The sequence below is a fragment of the Parasphingomonas frigoris genome, assembly GCF_036663815.1.
In the GTDB taxonomy this organism is placed as follows: Bacteria; Pseudomonadota; Alphaproteobacteria; order Sphingomonadales; family Sphingomonadaceae; genus Sphingomonas.
Genome location: NZ_JAXOJQ010000005.1, coordinates 18795 through 36432 on the forward strand (window position 1 = coordinate 18795; position 17638 = coordinate 36432).

Annotated in this window: 16 protein-coding genes and 1 pseudogene; 15 read left to right on the plus strand and 2 right to left on the minus strand. The window is 62.0% G+C overall.

Annotated elements, in window-relative coordinates:
* Positions 1-24 precede the first annotated feature (24 nt).
* The 8 genes and pseudogenes from U1872_RS15955 to U1872_RS15990 all read left to right on the plus strand — a co-directional run bounded on the left by U1872_RS15955 (position 25) and on the right by U1872_RS15990 (position 8044).
* Entirely contained in the window at positions 25-258 is a 234-nt protein-coding gene (locus U1872_RS15955; RefSeq protein WP_332793908.1) for a hypothetical protein, read from the plus strand.
* Positions 258-2186 carry an FTR1 family protein gene (locus U1872_RS15960; RefSeq protein ID WP_332793909.1) on the plus strand — a complete coding sequence of 643 codons (1929 nt, stop codon included), beginning with the start codon at positions 258-260 and terminating at the stop codon, positions 2184-2186. Before U1872_RS15955 ends, U1872_RS15960 begins: the two co-directional genes overlap by 1 nt.
* A gap of 230 nt (positions 2187-2416) precedes the next feature.
* A pseudogene (locus U1872_RS22880) lies at positions 2417-2530 on the plus strand (IS3 family transposase); the annotation flags it as partial.
* Between the two features lie 226 nt (positions 2531-2756).
* Positions 2757-4328 carry an MFS transporter gene (locus U1872_RS15970; protein WP_332793910.1) on the plus strand — a complete coding sequence of 524 codons (1572 nt, stop codon included), beginning with the start codon at positions 2757-2759 and terminating at the stop codon, positions 4326-4328.
* A complete protein-coding gene (locus U1872_RS15975; RefSeq protein WP_332793911.1) occupies positions 4325-5515 on the plus strand; it encodes an HlyD family secretion protein in 1191 nt (396 codons plus the stop codon). The genes U1872_RS15970 and U1872_RS15975 overlap by 4 nt, the downstream gene beginning before the upstream one ends.
* Positions 5512-6918, plus strand: coding sequence for an efflux transporter outer membrane subunit (locus tag U1872_RS15980; RefSeq protein WP_332793912.1), 1407 nt, complete (start codon positions 5512-5514; stop codon positions 6916-6918). The genes U1872_RS15975 and U1872_RS15980 overlap by 4 nt, the downstream gene beginning before the upstream one ends.
* A gap of 105 nt (positions 6919-7023) precedes the next feature.
* Positions 7024-7485 (plus strand): carboxymuconolactone decarboxylase family protein, encoded by a 462-nt coding sequence (locus U1872_RS15985; protein ID WP_332793913.1) that lies wholly within the window; start codon positions 7024-7026, stop codon positions 7483-7485.
* A gap of 136 nt (positions 7486-7621) precedes the next feature.
* Positions 7622-8044, plus strand: a complete 423-nt coding sequence (locus tag U1872_RS15990) for an organic hydroperoxide resistance protein (protein ID WP_332793914.1) — start codon at positions 7622-7624, stop codon at positions 8042-8044.
* On the opposite strand, the gene U1872_RS15995 is transcribed toward U1872_RS15990, so the two are convergent.
* Positions 8045-8968 carry a LysR family transcriptional regulator gene (locus U1872_RS15995; protein ID WP_332793915.1) on the minus strand — a complete coding sequence of 308 codons (924 nt, stop codon included), beginning with the start codon at positions 8966-8968 and terminating at the stop codon, positions 8045-8047. It lies immediately after the preceding gene.
* Positions 8969-9456: 488 nt separating this feature from the next.
* On the opposite strand from U1872_RS15995, the gene U1872_RS16000 reads away from it, so the two are divergent.
* The 7 genes from U1872_RS16000 (at position 9457) to U1872_RS16030 (ending at position 15270) form a co-directional block, all read left to right on the plus strand.
* Entirely contained in the window at positions 9457-9747 is a 291-nt protein-coding gene (locus U1872_RS16000) for a cupin domain-containing protein (RefSeq protein ID WP_332794119.1), read from the plus strand.
* Positions 9748-9757: 10 nt separating this feature from the next.
* Positions 9758-10342 (plus strand): NADPH-dependent FMN reductase, encoded by a 585-nt coding sequence (locus tag U1872_RS16005; RefSeq protein WP_332793916.1) that lies wholly within the window; start codon positions 9758-9760, stop codon positions 10340-10342.
* Positions 10339-11823 carry an aldehyde dehydrogenase family protein gene (locus tag U1872_RS16010; RefSeq protein WP_332793917.1) on the plus strand — a complete coding sequence of 495 codons (1485 nt, stop codon included), beginning with the start codon at positions 10339-10341 and terminating at the stop codon, positions 11821-11823. Before U1872_RS16005 ends, U1872_RS16010 begins: the two co-directional genes overlap by 4 nt.
* Positions 11824-11833: 10 nt before the next feature.
* Entirely contained in the window at positions 11834-12484 is a 651-nt protein-coding gene (locus U1872_RS16015; protein ID WP_332793918.1) for an OmpW/AlkL family protein, read from the plus strand.
* A gap of 69 nt (positions 12485-12553) precedes the next feature.
* A complete protein-coding gene (locus U1872_RS16020; protein ID WP_332793919.1) occupies positions 12554-13528 on the plus strand; it encodes an NADP-dependent oxidoreductase in 975 nt (324 codons plus the stop codon).
* A gap of 27 nt (positions 13529-13555) precedes the next feature.
* On the plus strand, positions 13556-14014 hold the full coding sequence (locus tag U1872_RS16025) for a DUF4126 domain-containing protein (protein WP_332793920.1): 459 nt from the start codon (positions 13556-13558) through the stop codon (positions 14012-14014).
* Between the two features lie 590 nt (positions 14015-14604).
* Entirely contained in the window at positions 14605-15270 is a 666-nt protein-coding gene (locus U1872_RS16030; RefSeq protein ID WP_332793921.1) for a response regulator transcription factor, read from the plus strand.
* Between the two features lie 264 nt (positions 15271-15534).
* Here the strand turns inward: U1872_RS16030 and U1872_RS16035 are convergent, their stop codons facing one another.
* The gene (locus U1872_RS16035) at positions 15535-17607 is read right to left on the minus strand and encodes a TonB-dependent receptor (protein ID WP_332793922.1); all 2073 of its coding nucleotides are present in this window, start codon (positions 17605-17607) and stop codon (positions 15535-15537) included.
* Positions 17608-17638: the final 31 nt, after the last annotated feature.

Genomic DNA, 17638 nt, shown 5'->3' on the forward strand with positions numbered 1-17638 from the left:
CTCGACCTATCAGGGGTAAAATGGATGTCCGTTCGGCGCGCTGAAGGATGGGTTTGCACCGGGTGTGGCGGGCAACTCAGCCGCGATATAACGGCGACGATCGTCGCCATGCCTGTCGTGGCTACGTTCGCCGCGATCGTCGCGTGGGGTGAAGAAACGCTGCCGGTCGTATTGTCATTTTTGACGATCGCGCCGCGGCTGTTCGACTTCGACGAGCAAGCGATCGCCGATGCTCATCTTAAGTTGCGGGACATCTGATGCGGTCGCTCATGATCTGGGTCGCGGTCGTCGCGCTTGGTCTGCTCAGCCCAGCTGTAGCCTTTGCAGGGACGGGCGATGCTCAAACGGCGTGGCGGCTGCTCGACTATGTGGCGGTCGATTATGGGGGGGCAGTTGCCGACGGGTCCGTAAAGAGCGGGTCGGAATATGCCGAGATGAAGGAATTTGCCGCCGACGTGACCGCCCACCTGCGGGCCCTTCCTGTCACCCCCGCGCGCGCGGCACTGGTCCAACGCGCGTCGAACCTTCAAGACGTGATCGCCCACAAAAGCTCGCCGCAGGAGGTGGCGGCGCTCGCGCATCGCCTCGCCGTGGATCTGCTCGCAGCCTATCCGGTTCCGCTCGCTCCCGCGCGGCCGCCTGATTTTGCGACAGGAACGCGGCTGTTCGCACAGAACTGCGCGTCTTGTCATGGCGTCAGCGGCGACGGGCATGGTATCTACGCGGCGAAACTTGCTACCCCTCCCATCGCATTTACTGACGTCGAGCGGGCACGCCAGCGAAGCGTGTTCGGACTCTATCAGGTCATAAGCCAAGGCATAGACGGCACGGCGATGCCAAGTTTCGCCAATCTCCCGGGCGATCAGCGCTGGGCGCTTGCGTTTCGCGCCGGCAGCTTCGCGCTGTCCGATGTGCAGGCGGCAAAAGGTGAGAAGTTATGGAAGTCGGACCCGCGGCTGCGGGCGCAAATTCCCGACCTCAAGACACTCGCTGGGCTTACTTCGGTGCAGCTTGCGGGCAGCATAGGACCGACCAGATCTGACGCGGTGCTCGCCTATCTGCGTCGCCACCCCGATCAGGTGATGAAGGAGAATCCAAGCGCGCTCGCGTTGGCGCGCAGTGATCTCGCGCTTAGCGCTGCTGCTTTCCAACGGGGCGATCTACCCTTGGCGAAGGAGCTGGCGCTGTCCGCCTATCTCGATGGATTTGAGCCGGTCGAACCAACGCTCGCGGCTCGCGACGCGGCGCTCATGTCTCGTATCGAACGAGCGATGGGCGAATACCGTGCCGCGGTTCAAAATGGCAGCTCCAATGATGCAATAAACAACCGGGTAGCGGCCTTGGGACGGCTTCTCGATGACGCCGACGCCGCTCTCGCGCCGAACGTCGCGACGCGGGGATCAACCTTCCTCGGCGCTTTTACGATCCTTTTACGTGAGGGAATGGAAGCTCTCCTCATCGTGGTCGCCATGCTCGCGTTTCTGCATAAGGCGGAAAGATTCGATGCCGTTCGATACGTGCACGGCGGGTGGGTCACCGCGCTTGTCGCCGGCGGGATCACCTGGGCAGTCGCCACTTATGCGATCGGAATAAGCGGCGCGAGCCGGGAACTCACCGAGGGCTTCGGTTCGCTGTTGGCAGCGATCGTGCTGCTGTCGGTTGGGATCTGGATGCACGGCAAGGCGCAAGCCGATCAGTGGCAGCGCTACATTCGGGAGAAAATGTCGCGCGCGCTGTCACGCGGATCTGCTTGGTTCCTTTTTGGGCTGGCGTTCGTCGTGGTCTATCGGGAGGTGTTTGAGACCATTCTCTTCTACGCGGCGCTCTCGACACAAGGGAACGAAGGCACGCTATTTGGGGGCGCCGGAGCTGCGATCGCATTGCTGGGTGTGATAGCCTTCGCGATGCTTCGATACAGCCGGTCGCTCCCTATCACCCAGTTTTTTCGCTATAGTTCGTGGCTGATGGCGGGGTTGACGATCGGGCTCTCGGGCAAGGGGGTAGCCGCGCTCCAGGAAGCGGGAATCCTGGATATCTACCCGGTGGACGGCGCACCCCAGCTCGCGATCCTGGGTGTGTATCCGACTTGGCAATCCATCCTCGTACAGCTTTTTGTGGGAGCGACGATTGCGGTCGGGTTCGGTCGGAATCGCCGAAAACATGCTTCGGCCGAATGCGTTGGCTGATACGGCTTCACTCCCTAGTCGCCAGCACCCTTGGCGATGACATCGGAGATGTCGCCTGCGGCTCGATCCCGTTGAGCTTGCAGGTCTCGATCACGGTGTAGATCGCGGCGGCCCGCTCGCCGTCGGCCTTCGCGCGGGCGTACAGCCAGTCCTTGCTGCCGATGGCGATCCTGTACGTTCCACACTCGGCGACTTCATTGTCGATCTCCGAGCTGCCGTCGTCGATGAGCCAGGTAATTGGCTTGTCGATGGGCGATACAATGACGGCGCAGCATGTCACCGATGCGCTGGTCGTGGCGATCTGGCGGCGCGGCAAGCCCGATGCGCTGCTGCATCGCTTCGACTGGCAACACGGCAGTCTGGCGTGAGCGGGATCGCACAAAGCGACAACGCGCAGCGGATTCCTGCAAGATAAAACCGCCTGTCCGCCGCACGCCCCACTGGGCGCTGTGTTTGCGATTGCTTCGCTTCCAGCACCAATCAGGTGCCACTCAGGCTGATTATCGCACCAATCGGCCGCCTTTATCAAAGCTGCATCGTCAACGCCCACAAGGCAAGAAGGAGCGTCGCATGGTATCGACCGCAGCCCAAGCCCGGCCCCCCATCGCCGCTCTTGCCGTTGCCGGATACGGTGCCGTGCTTGGATCGCTCTTCCCACTGATGGCGGTGATGACGGGCGCCGATATCTCCGGCGGTCTCTCCGTTGCGGCGGACAGCGGGGCTTTGGTCAACACCAGCCAGAATATTGGGGCGGTCGTCGGAATCCTTATCGCCCCGAGTTTTGCCGCCGGCATCGGGCGCGGTCGGACAATGGTGCTGACAGGAACGGGGTTCGTCCTTGCGTCGGTGGCATGCGCGCTGGCCCCATCCTTGGGCTTAATGCTTCTCGCTCGCTTCGTGCACGGCGTCTTCGGCGGCGTTCTGCCGTTGTTATTCATGTTGCTCGTCATGACCTCGCTGCGCCCCGGCGAAGGCAAGTTCGAAGGCATGACCCTTTTTGCGACATCAACGACCCTCTTCTTTGGATTGGCAGCGTCGGTCGGAGCGCTTCTGGTCGATACGTGGGGATGGCGCGCCCTGTTCTGGGCGCAAGCGATTGCCGCTGGCCCTTATTGTATCGCGGCGTCTCGGGTTCTCACCAGCGAAAAGGGGCGGCAGGGCGTGCTCGGGTCGACTGACTGGATATCCCACGCACTGCTATCGTTCGGTCTCGGTTTGATTCTCATCGCCCTTTCTGAGGGAGAGCGCCACTTCTGGCTCGAAGCCTGGTGGATTCCAGCCATGTTGGTTGGCGGCACAATCTTCACGGCGTTTGCCGTCTATAATCTCCTTACCGCAGCGCGTCCGCTTCTGACGCTGGCTGTCTTTCGGAGGTCGACCTTCAGCTGGGCCATCGCCCTCTCGCTGATCTTTCGTTTTGGGTCACTGTTCGCGATCTTCATCGTGCCTGCATACCTTGGCCGGATCCAGGGCTTTCGCCCGGCGGAGATCGGCGAAGTCCTCGCCTGGATGACACCTGCAGCTGCTGTATCGATTGTTGTCGCCTGGGCCGTCGCGAGGCATTGGGACACCCGGTGGCTGCTGTCCGCCGGGCTGGGCTGCTTCGCATTGGCATCATATCTCTGCGTTGGCCTCGGCTCCGAATGGGCAGTCGAGCAACTCCGCGAGGCGGCTGCCATCGCCGGCTTCGGCATGGGCCTCTTCGCCGTGGCGGTTCTGCGATACGCCGTGTTTGGTGCCACCATGCAGGACGGGCCCACCGTCGGGGTCATCTTCAACCTCGCGCGGGTTTTCGGTATCGTCGTGGGCCTCGCGATCCTCTCCCATCTGGTGGCAGAGCGCGAGAAGTTTCACTCCGCCATTCTGACCGAGCGCTTGGCAGCCACCGATCCCGAGACAGCGCAGCGCCTGGCCCTGTCGGCGGGCAGCTTCTCACGGTTCAGCGCTGACGCGGTCGCCGCGCAACGTGACGCCTTGGCGGGGCTCAGCCGCGCAGCGGCAGGGCAGGCTTTCACCTTGGCGTTCGCCGACGCCTTCACCGTCACCGCAATCGCGCTCGCTCTGGGCGCAATCCTGGTTTGGGCGCTTCCCGGCATTCCCGCCGAAGTTGCGCCCGCAACACGAGAGAGGAGCCTCGCATGACCACGATCACGTCGATCCAACCAGCGACGGCCGAAGGGCTGTCGCCTCCCGAGCCAACCGGCGCGCCTGGGCGCCGTGGCCTCACCGCCGGCCGCCGTCTTGCGGTAGCGTTTCTGGCTGCCGGAGCCTGCATCGCGCTCGTTGGTGTCGCTTACCGCGAAGGTCCCCAGACTGTCGGATTCGTTCGCACCGACAACGCCTATGTGAAGGGTGATGTCACGTTTATTTCACCCAAGGTCGCCGGCTACGTCACGCAGGTTCTGACCGAGAATGACAGGAAGGTGGCGCCGGGTGAGGTGCTCGTCCGGATCGATCCCACGGATTACCGTTCAGCGGTCGCGGATGCTGAGGCCGTTGTCGCGCAAGCCCGCGCGGCGATACGGCAGATTGCAGCGCAACACCTACTGCAGCGCGCGCAGATCCGTGTCGCAGACGCAGGCACGATTTCGGCGATGGCGACCGCGGGCAAGACTCGGGCTGACTTTGCAAGATCAGACGCCTTGGTCGGCGAAGGCGCGATAAGTCGCCAACTTTTCGAGAGCGCCAGGGCCGATAACGTCAAGGCCAGTTCAAGCGTTTCGCAGACGCAGGCGCAAGCCGACTTCGCGCGCAGGCAGATGGGCGTTCTGGACGCTCAGCGCCTTACTGCGGAAGCTCAGCTCAGCAGCGCTCAGGCGAGGCTTGTTCGCGCACGCGCCGATCTCGCCAGGACGGCGATCGTTGCTCCTCGCGAGGGACGCGTCGCGGCGCGCAACGTGAGGCTCGGCGAGTTCGTCAACACAGGGACACGCTTGCTAGCGATTACGCCAACTAGAGGATTGTGGGTCGAAGCGAATCTGCGGGAGACGCAGCTCGGTCGCATCGTTGCGGGTGACCGCGTCCAGATCTCCGCAGATGCGGTTCCGGGCGTAAACTATTGTGGGGTGGTGGAAGGAATACAGGGAGCCAGTGGCTCGGAGTTCGGCGTGCTCCCGCCCGACAACGCGACTGGCAACTTCACCAAGATCGTCCGTCGCTTCACAGTGCGAATCCAGCTGGACCCCAATCAGGCGGGCCTCGAGCGGCTTGCGACCGGAATGTCCGTCACTCCCAGCATCGCGCTCGGCTCCCACGTCGACGGGCGATCGCATGGCGGACTGATCAGCGGGCTAGTCGGCGGCAGCTTCCGCTGCGGGGGGCGGTCATGAAAAAGATCATTCTCGCCATGATGCTGACGACGGCGTTGGCTGGCTGCGTGACGCCGCCCCGGCTTGGTCCGCAGGCGACGGCGAAACCAGTGACGGCCTATGAAACGGTTGTTGGTTTTTCGGCACCAGACGCGCGGTGGCCGACCGAGCGCTGGTGGAGCGCATATGGCGACAGCCAGCTTGATGCGCTGATCGACGAGGCGTTGACCAACGCGCCAACCATGGCTCAGGCGTCGGCGCGCTTGCGGAAAGCGCAAGCGCTGGTCGGCGTGGCGGATGCAGCGACGCTCCCCACCATCTCGGCCGACGGCTCCTTCACTGCCGGAAAGCCAAGTACGCAGGACGGCATTCCCATCTTGCCGGAGCGTCAGGGATATCACGACTACGGCCGCGCAACCTTGGGGTTTTCGTGGGAACTCGATTTCTGGGGTAAGAATCGCGCGGCTGTGGCGGCCGCCACCTCGGATGCTCAGGCCGCCAATGTCGACGCAGCGGCAGCGCGACTATTGGTGTCATCCTCCGTGGCTGCAAACTACGCGGACTTCGCTCGTCTCTACGCCGATCGTGATGTACTGGCAGACACTCTTGCGATCCGCGAGAAGAGCTTGAGACTGGTCAAGGCTAGGTTTGAACACGGCTTCGATTCCGATGCTGACCTCGCCCAGGCGGAAGCAGGGCCACCCGCTGCAAGGGCAGAACTTGCGCAGGCCGACGAGGCGATTGGGCTGGCACGCAATCGCCTGGCCTCCCTGCTGGGTGAGGGACCCGACCGCGGTCTTCGTATCGAGCGCCCGAAAGCTCCCTTCCTGCGCGCCTTTGGCCTGCCCAAGAACCTGTCGGTTGATCTTCTAGGACGCCGCCCCGATGTGGTTGCAGCGCGCTGGCGAGCCGAAGCCGCAGCGAAGCGGATCAAGGTCGCGCGCGCGCAATTCTACCCGAACGTCAATCTTCTCAGCTTCATCGGGTTCGACGCGCTCGGCATCGGCAACCTGCTCAACAGCGGCGCCGACGTTGGCGGGGCAGGGCCGGCGATCAGCCTCCCGATTTTCGACGGTGGACGGCGGCGAGCGAACTACCGCGCCGCTCGGGCCGACGATGACCTGGCGATCGCAACATACGACGAGACGGTAAATCAGGCCATTCGCGAAGTCGCCGATGTCGTGGTTAGCAGCCGGCAGCTCGCCATCGAGCTAAGCAATGCTTCTGCCGCCGTCGTATCCAACGAACGTGCTTACCGCTTGGCTCAACTCCGTTACACCGCAGGCGCCGCCGATTTTCAGTCTGTCCTGCTTGTCGAAGACCGCCTTCTGACGCGCCGACGCGTCCTAAGCGCGCTCCAGTCGCGCGCTTTCATTCTCGACGTCTCGCTCACGCGCAGTCTCGGTGGCGGCTTCTCGAGCTGAAATCGATTGGCGGCGCTGAGGCATCAATCATGTGAGCCGCTGCTCACTAATCGAGGCCCGAGCGACATTCTATTTGCAGTTTACCAAAGAGTAGAGGAGAAAACAGTGTCCAATCGTCTCGATCACAATGCAGCGTCGCCGGCAGGCATGAAGGCACTTGGCCAGTTGTATGGTCACGTCGCTCAATCTGGTTTGCCCGCGCCGCTCCTTGACCTAGTTTATCTGAGGGTAAGCCAGCTTAATGGCTGCGCGTATTGCATAGACATGCACTCGCGCGACTTGCTGGCAAAGCAGGTTCCAGTCGAGAAGCTCTTTCTAGTCCAGGCATGGCGCGAAGGTGGTGGAATGTTCGACGAGCAGGAACGGGCTGCGCTCGCCTGGGCAGAGTCTGTCACACTTGTGGCCGACACCGGTGTTCCCGATGCGGAATATGCCGCGGTCAGTAAGGCCTTTGAACCGAGGGCTCTTGCGGACCTGACTCTGGCGATCGGCATGATGAACACATACAATCGCATGGCCATCAGTTTTCGCGCGACGCCGGGGTCGGTGATCCGGCTAGCCGGATAATTGGCGAGCTCCGGGCACCAATGAGATGGCAAATCGCGCGTTATGCCGCCCGAGAACCGTCCCTATATCTGTTTTGCGCCTGTCCGTTGACCCCCCACCCCCCACGGGCAGGCGCACCGCATTTTCGGATACATCAATGAGCATCATGTACACCACTCAAGCCACTGCGCTCGGCGGGCGGGCCGGCACTGCCGCCACTGCCGACGGGCGGCTCCGCGTGGAACTGTCGACGCCGCGTATTCTGGGAGGCGACGATGGACCGGGCACGAACCCCGAGCAGCTCTTCGCTGCCGGCTATGCCGCGTGTTTTCTGTCAGCGATCAAGAGCGCGGCCGTCGCCGCGAAGGTCGCGATAGCGAACGATAGCAACGTTACTGCCTCGGTCGGCTTGAGGACGAACGACCGAACCGGCGGCGAGGCGCTTGCAGTATCCTTGTCGATTGATCTGCCCGGCCTTGACCAGCCCACAGCGACGCGTGTGGTCGACTTCGCGCATGCCATTTGTCCGTATTCGAATGCCATGCGTGGTAACGTCGACGTCAGCTTCAGGATAAACTGATCAGCGTTCTATGCCGTTCGCCCAGGGTTGAGTGGCGAAATGTTCACGCAGGAAATCCAGGAGCACCCGCACGCGCGCCGGCCGGGCCCGGCCGGGGGGAGTCACCAGATAGACGGGCCCCGGGGGTGCCGCCCAGTCAGGGAGCAGTTCCACGAGTGCACCACTGTTGAGTTCCTCCCACAGGAAGTATTCGGGCATCAGCGCCAAGCCAAGCCCTTCGATGGCGGCAGGGACTATGGCGGCAACGCTATTGACCCTGAACGCGCCTTTCATGTGAACGGCGATCGGCGCATCGCCTTCCCGCGCGAATTCCCACTCCGAACCCCACGGGACGTGCGTCGGGATGATCGCAGGGAAGCGGATCAGGTCGCTTGGATGTTCCGGCAGGCCAAACCGCTCGATGAACTCCGGAGCTGCGACGAGCGGGCGCCGGAACGAGAAAAGGCGGCTCGTTCGCAGCGACGAATCTGCGCCCTGCCCAATGCGGATCGCGACGTCGTAGCCGTCCGCGACGACGTCGACCTGATCTTCCGTGAGGCACAGGTCGATCTCGATATCGGGGTAGAGCTTCATGAATTTTGGCAGGACAGGCGCAAGGGACTTGCCGCCAAACCCGGTGGTACAGGCCATTCGAACGAGGCCACGCGGTATAGCGGCCTCCTCTAGAATATCCGATTCGATCGCGGCACCATCGGCGAGTATGCGCAGCGCACGCTCGAGTGAAAGCCGCCCCGTCTCAGTCAGTGAGAGTTTGCGCGTGGTTCTGTGAAGAAGCGTCGTTCGCATCCGTTCCTCGAGCCGCGTAATTGTCTTTGACACTGTCGTCTTCGCGAGACCGAGATCCTCGGCAGCTTGGATGAACGACCCTTTTTCGGCGACCTTCGCGAAGATCGCCCATGCTTCGAAGTCAGGGAGATGAGGCATGTTTAGCGTCCCTTCGGTAGCTGTCGGACTTACGCGCGATCAGCCGTTAGATCATTTCCAGTCTAGCGAAAGACTGCCCGGGCGTCGTGAAGCGATCTGCCCACGGGACCTCGGTTTGTAATTGATGTCGGCCCTCAGGGACCCGAAGCGTTTGACCAGGAGACACGCGGCCACGGGCGGCCGAGACGATGCGACATCGATGAATCATCGTGCGGTTTCGCGCACGTATCGGCGGCGTGGCAAGCAGCTGCGAGATTTGCCCCGCCAACTTTGCTGACGAGAGCCAAAGCGCGCGGTGAACCTACAAGAACGGAGCGCGGTACCGGCTCACATGTAACGCAGTCCATTGGAGGTGCGCTATGTATCGTGCTTTGTTTCTTGGGGTCGGTTCCCTTGCATTGGGCGCCTCGGCGCCATTGCCGGAAACCGTGACCCCGGCGTTTCGTCACGCCATTTCTAACATTCCAGGCAAGACGATCTTGGCTGCGATGGTTGATTATCCGCCGGCGGGGGCATCGCCCGCGCATCGTCACCCGGCGTCCGCGTTCATCGTCGCCTATGTCCTGTCGGGCGAGATCCGAAGCTCGGTCAATGGTGCACCGGCGCGCATTTATCGCGCGGGAGAGAGCTGGGTCGAGGCGCCTGGCGCGCATCACACGGTCAGCGAAAATGCGAGCGCGACCGCGCCGGCGCGGTTGATGGCGACCTTCATCATGAACTCGAACGAGCGGGACCTCGTCGTTCCTGATCGGAACGATGCCCCCAAGCCGAAAAGATAGGAGATAGCGCGTGACCTACAAAATCCCTGTGGCGGTCCTGGTCGGCAGCCTCCGCGCCAACTCGTTCAGCGGTCAGGTCGCCGACGCGCTGATCGCTCGTGGCGATCCACGCCTCGTGCTGAGCCGTCTGCCGATCGGAGCTTTGCCCCTCTATAATCAGGATGAGGAACTCGACGCTCCGCCCGAACACACGGCGTTCCGTGAAGCTGCCCTCGCGGCCTCTGCCTTCCTCCTGGTCACACCGGAATATAACCGCGGCGTGCCAGGCGGCCTGAAGAACGCTCTCGACATTGGGTCGCGCCCGTACGGCCAGAGCGTGTTCGACCGCAAGCCAGCAGCCATCGTCAGTCAATCGCCTGGAGCGATGGGCGGGATTTTGGCCAACCACGCGCTGCGGTCAACGCTCATGTTCCTGAACATGCCGACCCTCGCTCAGCCCGAGATGTACCTGAGCAATTCGGCGGCGTTGTTCGACGGGCAGGGAAATCCAGCCACCGAAGGCTTCGCCAAACTCTTGGACAGCTTCATGGAGCGATTTGCCGATTGGGTGGAATTGCACGCGCGAGAAGCACAGCGAGCGGGGCCGGTGGCATGAACACGCAGCAGACCGCTCGAGCGGAAAAGTATCACTTTGGCGACCTCTACATCGCTGGCGAATGGCGCTCGGGCCAATCTGGTGAGGCAATGGATGTGCCAAGCCCGTGGAGCGGGGATACCATCGCACGCATTTCGAATGCCACGACGGAAGACATCGACGCCGCATACGAGGCGGCACAGGAAGCGCAACGAAAGTGGGCTGTTCAACTCCCGGGGATCCGCGCGGAAGTCTTCCGTGCGGCCGGCAGGATCATGGAAGTCCGACGCGACGAGATCGTCGACTGGCTGGTTCGCGAGTCCGGCAGCACTTTCGCAAAGGCGCAGATCGAATGGTGGGCGGTGCACAACTCGGTTCTGGAAGCCGCGACGCTTCCGTCACGTGTGGAGGGACGCATCATATTCGGCGATTATGCCGACAAGGAGAATAGGATTTATCGGCGGCCCGTAGGCGTCGTCGGAGTGATAAGCCCCTGGAACTGGCCGATGCACCTCAGCATGCGCTCGATAGCGCCAGCGATCGCTCTCGGGAACGCTGTCGTCGTCAAGCCTGCGATCGATACCCCAATCACCGGCGGCCTGCTGATTGCCAAGATCTTCGAGGAAGCGGGATTGCCCGCTGCAGTGCTTAGCGTGATTTCAGGCGATGTCCGAGTGCTGGGAGATCACTTTACCGGTCACCGCATACCGCGGGTGCTCTCTTTCACGGGCTCCACAGAGGTCGGCCGCCGTGTCGGGCGGATCGCCGTGTCTTCGCCGATGATAAAGAAGGCGATGCTGGAGCTAGGTGGGAACGGCCCTCTGGTAATCACGGAGGATGTCGACCTCGACACTGCGGTTCACACGGCCGTGGTCGGCAAGCTGTTCCATCAGGGTCAAATGTGCATAGCGGTGAACCGGATCATCGTCGCAGACGCCATCCACGACGATTTCGTCGATCGTTTCGTAACGCGTGCGGCCGCACTGAAAAACCAGGATCCGGCCGATCCCGCGACGGCATATGGCCCGATCATCAACCGCAAGCAGTTTGATCGTCTGCAGCGGATAATCAGTAAGGCGCTCGAGCAAGGCGCTCGCGTCCGACTATCCGGAGATGCCCATGGGCTGATCTTGCCGGTGCATGTCTTCGATAACGTGACGGCCGACATGGATATTGCACGTCATGAGATTTTCGGCCCGATTGCGCCGATCTTGCGCGCGCGCGACGACGACGACGCCGTCGATCTCGCCAACGCCACCGAATATGGACTGACGAGTGGCGTGCTGTGCCGCGACGAGGGCCGGGCGCTTCGGATCGCGCAACGCATCGAGGCGGGGATGACGCACATAAACGACATTCCCGCGATCGACATGCCGCAGCTGCCGTTTGGCGGCGAGAAGAACAGCGGCCTCGGGCGTTTCGGCAGCAAGGGGATGATCGACGAATTCACGACCGAGCACTGGATCTCGGTCCAGCACAGCTCGGCGCAATATCCTTTTTGAGGAGGTTGAGATGAAATGGTTTCCGGCCCTGGCGATCTTCCTCGTCAGTGCGTCGCCCGCCTGCGCCCAGGAAGCGAAGGATCGCTTCTTCATCAGGGGCGGCCCCGCTTTCGCGACCTTCGACGCGACCGCCAAGGTCGAGGTGGCGCGCCAGTCTGTGGCGGGTGCTGATGCCTCGGTCAGCAACAACACCGGATTTGCGTTCGAAGCAGGATGGTTCGTGCGTCCAAATTGGTCTGTCTCACTGACAGTTGGCATTCCACCCACAGCCAGGATTCATGGAGCCGGAACGCTATCGGGCGCAGGCCTGCTGGGGAGTGCTCACTATGGGCCGTCCGCGCTTGGGCTTCAGTATAACCTGCCGACGCTGGGGAAATTTCGACCGTATATCGGGGGCGGTTACAACTACACGCTCGTCTATCACGTTCGGGGTAGCGCGATCCGCGACCTGAAGGTCAGCGACGGCAACGGCCCACTGGTCCAGGCGGGCGCCGAATATCGCGTCACCAAGCACGCCGCTGTGTTCGTTGACGTCAAGAAGATCTGGGTCGCGGTGGACGCGAACGGGAAGACCGACACGGCGTCGGGGACACTTCCGGCCCATGCGCGCGTGGCGCTCGATCCGGTGATCGCCAGCGCTGGCGTATCGTTCCATTTCTAAGGGCATCTCGGCGTTCGCGACTGTCCTCTGGAATCATATCGTCTTGAACTAAGGCTTAGGAGTCACGTCATGCATAGCGAGAGCGACCATTCGCAACCGAATGACGCACCGAGCAGAACTTCGATGCTCGCGGCGCGCGTTCACGCGTTTGGCGGCCCCGATGCGGTCAAGATCGAGAAAATCTCGATCCCAGTCGCATCGGCAGATGAAATCCTCGTGGAGGTCCACGCCGCAGGCGTCGGTCCGTGGGACGGGTGGATCCGCGCCGGCAAGAGCGCCCTCCCGCAGCCATTGCCGCTGACGCTGGGGTCGGACGTGTCGGGCATAGTCGTGGACGTCGGACGTGACGCGACCTCGTTCGCGAACGGCCAGAGCGTATACGGCGTCACCAACACGCGGTTCACCGATGGCAATGCCGAATTCGCGGTCTGCAAGGCCGCGATGATGGCCCGAAAGCCCGAACTGATTTCGCATATCGATGCAGCATCCGTCCCCGTTATCGCTGCTACGGCCTGGCAGATGCTCTTCGATCACGCACACCTCGTCGGTGGCCAGAGCGTGCTGATCCATGGGGGCGCCGGCAATGTGGGGCGCTTCGCGATCCAGTTTGCGCGCGCGGCGGGTTTGAGGGTCTCGACGACGGCAAGCGCCGCCGACGCATCGGAGTTGAGGAAGCTCGGCGCTGACATTGTCTTGGACCGGGATTTCACGGGCGCTGAGAAGGTGGACGCCGCCATCGACCTTGTTGGCGGTGCGTCGCAGGACCGGCTCATCGGGCTGGTGCGGGAAGGGGGCGCGCTGATCAGTGCGGTTGCGGCGCCGGATGCGGCACTCGCTCGCTCTGCCGACATCCGCGCGGCCTTCATTCTGGTCGATGTGACGACGGATGTGCTTGATCGTTTCAGCGCGCTCTTTCGATCGGGCGGTCTGCAGACGTTCGTGGGATCGGTATTATCGCTGCAGGAAGCTCCGACCGCCCACAGAATGCTTGAGGGCGAGCTACCGCGTTCACCGGGCAAAATCGTCCTGAAGGTGCGGGACTGACGAACGGGTTAGACAGGGAGATCTGCTATGGTTCTTTTGCTCGCGCTTTTCATTGGGATGGTCGCTGGTTTGCGGTCGATGACCGCGCCCGCCATCGTAAGTTGGGCGGCGAATGTCGGCGTGTTCCCCGTCGAGGGGACGTGGCTCGCTTTCATGGGCTCGCTCTGGGCGTCATGGCTGCTGACGCTCGCGGCAGCGGTCGAACTGGTGACCGATCAGCTTCCTTCCACCCCAAGCCGAACGGTGCCGATGCAATTTGGCGCCCGTATCTTCTCGGGGGCCCTATGCGGCGCAACGGTGAGCGTCCATTCCAGCGAGCTTGTGATCGGCGCAGTCTGTGGCGCGGTCGGCGCTGTCATCGGCACGCTGGGTGGCGCAGCGTTTCGCGGGTGGCTCGCCACTCGGCTGAAGAGTGGCCGTCATGCCGCGATCATCGAGGACATTGTCGCCATCGGTGGCGGCGTGGTCATCGTGGCCTGTCTATAATGCTTCGATGCGTTCGCGTCGTCCAAGTGAAGCTAGGGCCGCATGCGCCATCTGCGCAACGCCCGCCCGCCACTCCGCCGACGTAGAACGCGGGATTTTCGGGCGGAACGCCGTTCTCTAGTATTTCGGGTTTAACCAGCGCCGTGCTGACCTGGCACCGAATCTGAAGCCCCGGGGTGATCTAGCAACGGAGGTTAAGGGAGTGGGCACGCTGCCACCGTCCACGTTGCTCTGCCGCTTGTGAAATGGCGTTAGATCGGACCCATTCATGCGTTGAGCAACCAATGCGAATGCCTGATGATGCAAAGCGTCATACGCGTTGATCAGCAATGGCTGGATCTCCCGGGGAAATCTCCTCCGGTACAGATCACACTGATCAAGCGGAACTGGGGCCGAACCCAACTTCGAAGCCTACCCCGAGTCCGAACATTTCATGGGCGCGACGAATACGGTGGCGGCTGTGCGTGCACGATCCTTCCAGGTGAGGTCAGACACGCCGAACCGCGACGTGGCGCCTGGATTGCGCAACCTGGGATAAGACGGCACGCGGACGCAGGCATACTTTCTCAAGGAGAAGAAAGGACATCAGCGTGCAGGCATGTCAACTCAGTGCGGAGGTCGATACGGACGTGTCGGTCTCGGGGCGCGTTCACATCGTCGATGATGACGAGCTGCTTCGCGCGGCTCTAATACGCCTTGTCTGTTCGCACGGCCTAGATGCCGTGGGCCATGCGGACGCGGCCGGTCTGCAAGAGGCTCTCTCGACAGAAACGCCGTCCTGCATCGTGCTGGATATGAGGCTCGAACGCGAAAGCGGCCTCGCGGTGCAGGCCGCCCTGCAGGACGGCGGGAGCACCACGCCGATCATCTTCCTTACCGGCTACGGCACGATTCCGATGACCGTTCGGGCCATGCGGTCAGGTGCGGCCGAATTCCTCACGAAGCCTGTGGACGAGACGGTGCTTTTGGGAGCGATACATGAGGCGCTCAAGCTCGATGCCTGTGCCACCCTCGAACGCGTCGAACAGCGTCAGCTCAATAGCCGATTCGCGACGCTGACCGACCGCGAGCGCCAGGTGATGACTCTGGCTATCGGTGGCCTGATGAACAAGCAGATCGCCGGCGAGCTCGGGATCACCGAGATCACCGCCAAGGTCCACAAGGGTCGTGTCATGGAGAAGCTATGCGCGAGATCGTTGCCTGACCTCGTCAGGATGGCTGAATCGCTCGGTGTCATCGCAGCACGCCGGCGATAGGGGGGCGCACTTGTCCCGAGGCGACAAAGAATTCCGCGCTAGACGAAGGCCAAAGTGGAATACGAGGTCGGCGAATCCTGACCGTGGGCGCGCCGGCGCTATTCCCTGCGTTCAGAAACGTCGTTCGATCTTGAAGCCATATGTTCGGGGCGGAGCATAGATTGCGAAATCGCCGGTGTCCTGCGACGCCAATGCCACGGCATATGTCGCCTGAGTGAGGTTGTTGCCCCATACGATCAAACTGGTGAGCCGATCATGCAGGGTTTAGGCGATCCGGGCATTGACCACGTTATAGGCCGGCTGCCGCAGTCGGTTCTCCGGCTCGGCAAAGAAGCCGTCATTGTGGTTCCAGGTCGCGTTAGCGAACACTGTGCCCCAACGCTCCGCAACGATGGTCGTCGGCAGCTTGTAGGTGAGGCTGGCGCTGATAGTGTAGTCAGGCGCCAGGCCCAGACGGTGCCCCTTTACGTCACCACGCGTGAAACCTGTCCCCCCACCGGGCAGCGGGATCGCGATCGTGGCATCGGGAAAGCTCGTGAAGCGATCATGGAGGTACTCGAAGCCCGCGGTGAGCGTGAGTTGCTGTCCAAGGAATGCCTGGGCATCGATGTCGACGCCATATAACCGCGCTCTGGCGGCGTTGCGGATGATCTCGACACCGAGCGGATATTCGACCGTCTGGATGTTCTTATAGTCGTAGTAGAACACCGCGGTATTCAGACGCAGCCGTTTCCGGAAAAAATCGGCTTTGGCGCCCATTTCGTAGGCGTCGAGGGTCTCGGGCTCATAAGACTGGGGCGGCGTTAGATAATCGTTGAAGCCGCCAGCTTTGAAACCGCGATTATAGGACCCGTAGATCATTGCATTGGGCGACAGTCGGGTATCGAGAGCAATGCGCCATGTCAGCTTGCTGAACGTCTTCTGGGCCCGCTCAGCAGGAACCGATGACTTTGCGCCAGTGAAGGTTTCCAGCGTCTCACCAATTTCGAAATTTCGACGTTCGGTGGTGAAGCGCAGCCCGGTTGTGAGGTTGGTCGCCGGCAGAACCTCGCCGGTGGTCTGACCGTAGATGGCGATCGAGTCCGTTTTCTGCTGCGAGGAAACATAGATGTTGTTGAGGCCGTCCGGAGGCGGCCCAAAAGCTCCAAGCGTGGTGATCACCAACGGATCGGATTTGCCGTCGGCATGAAAGAGGTACAGGCCTGTGGACCATTTTAGCCCGCCCACGCCAGTCGAATTAAGCTGCAACTCTTGAGTGAGCTGAGCGTGCTTTTCGAAAATCTGAAGGTTGAGAACTGAACCTGGGTCTCGGGTGAGGCCGCCATCGAATGCCACGAATACGTTGGAAGCGCGATAGGCACTTGTGCTGATCAGCTCCGCACTGCCGAACCTGTGTTTGATCTGAAGGCTGATGCCCCCTTGGTTCAATCGTCCGTCAGGGTCGAAGATACCGTTCAGCCCTTGCGGATCCCCGGTATAGGGCGTGTCGCCGGGTGGCTTCGTGCCCGGTGCGGGGACGTATGCCTGGCGAAAGGTCTGGTGCTGGTAATCGACGCTCAGCCGCACCGACGTGTCTGCCGACGGGGTCCACAGCCATTTGCTGCGGACAGAAAGGTCCAGGGTCTTGTTGACCTCGTTACCGGTAAAGAGGTTGGTCCCGAATCCCTTCCCTTGGTCCTGGAAGTGCACGGCAAGATCGCCTGCAAGCGTGCTCGCTGCCCCGCCGGTCAGGTAGAGATCCGCCACCACGGTCTGGTAGCTGCCGTAGCCGGCAGTGATGGAACCTGCTGGCTGCTGGGAGGGATCCTTTGTGGTTATCTGGATGAGACCGCCGGTCGCATTGCGTCCGAACAGGGTGCCTTGCGGGCCTTTCAAGACCTCGATCTGCTCGACATTGTTGAGGGTCATGATCGAGCCGATCATCGCGCCGTAGTACACACCGTCCACATACAGCGCGACCGGGCTTTCGACGCCAGGTCCCGTGGCGGTCGTGCCTATACCGCGCAGAAACGGCTGGCCGTAGGCAGCCTGCGTGCCGAACTGCAGACCCGGCGTGACGATCGATAGGTCGATCGTTGAGTTGACACCCGACGTCGCCAGCTGATTTGCGCTGAAGGCGCTGACCGCAATCGGAACGTCGCTCAGTCGCTCGCTGCGACGCTGGGCCGTCACGATTATCTCGTCTTCATCCGCCTTGACGGCGTCCACTCCAGTTTGGGTGAGCCCAGAAGCGATGGTCTGGGCCGACAGAGGGGACGCACCCATCCACGTCGCGGTGGCAAGTGAGATAATGAGAAGTCGTGATATCTTGAGTTTTTGCTGCGTGACCCCCCACATACGCGGTCCCCTCCTGAATAGGGTCTAGACG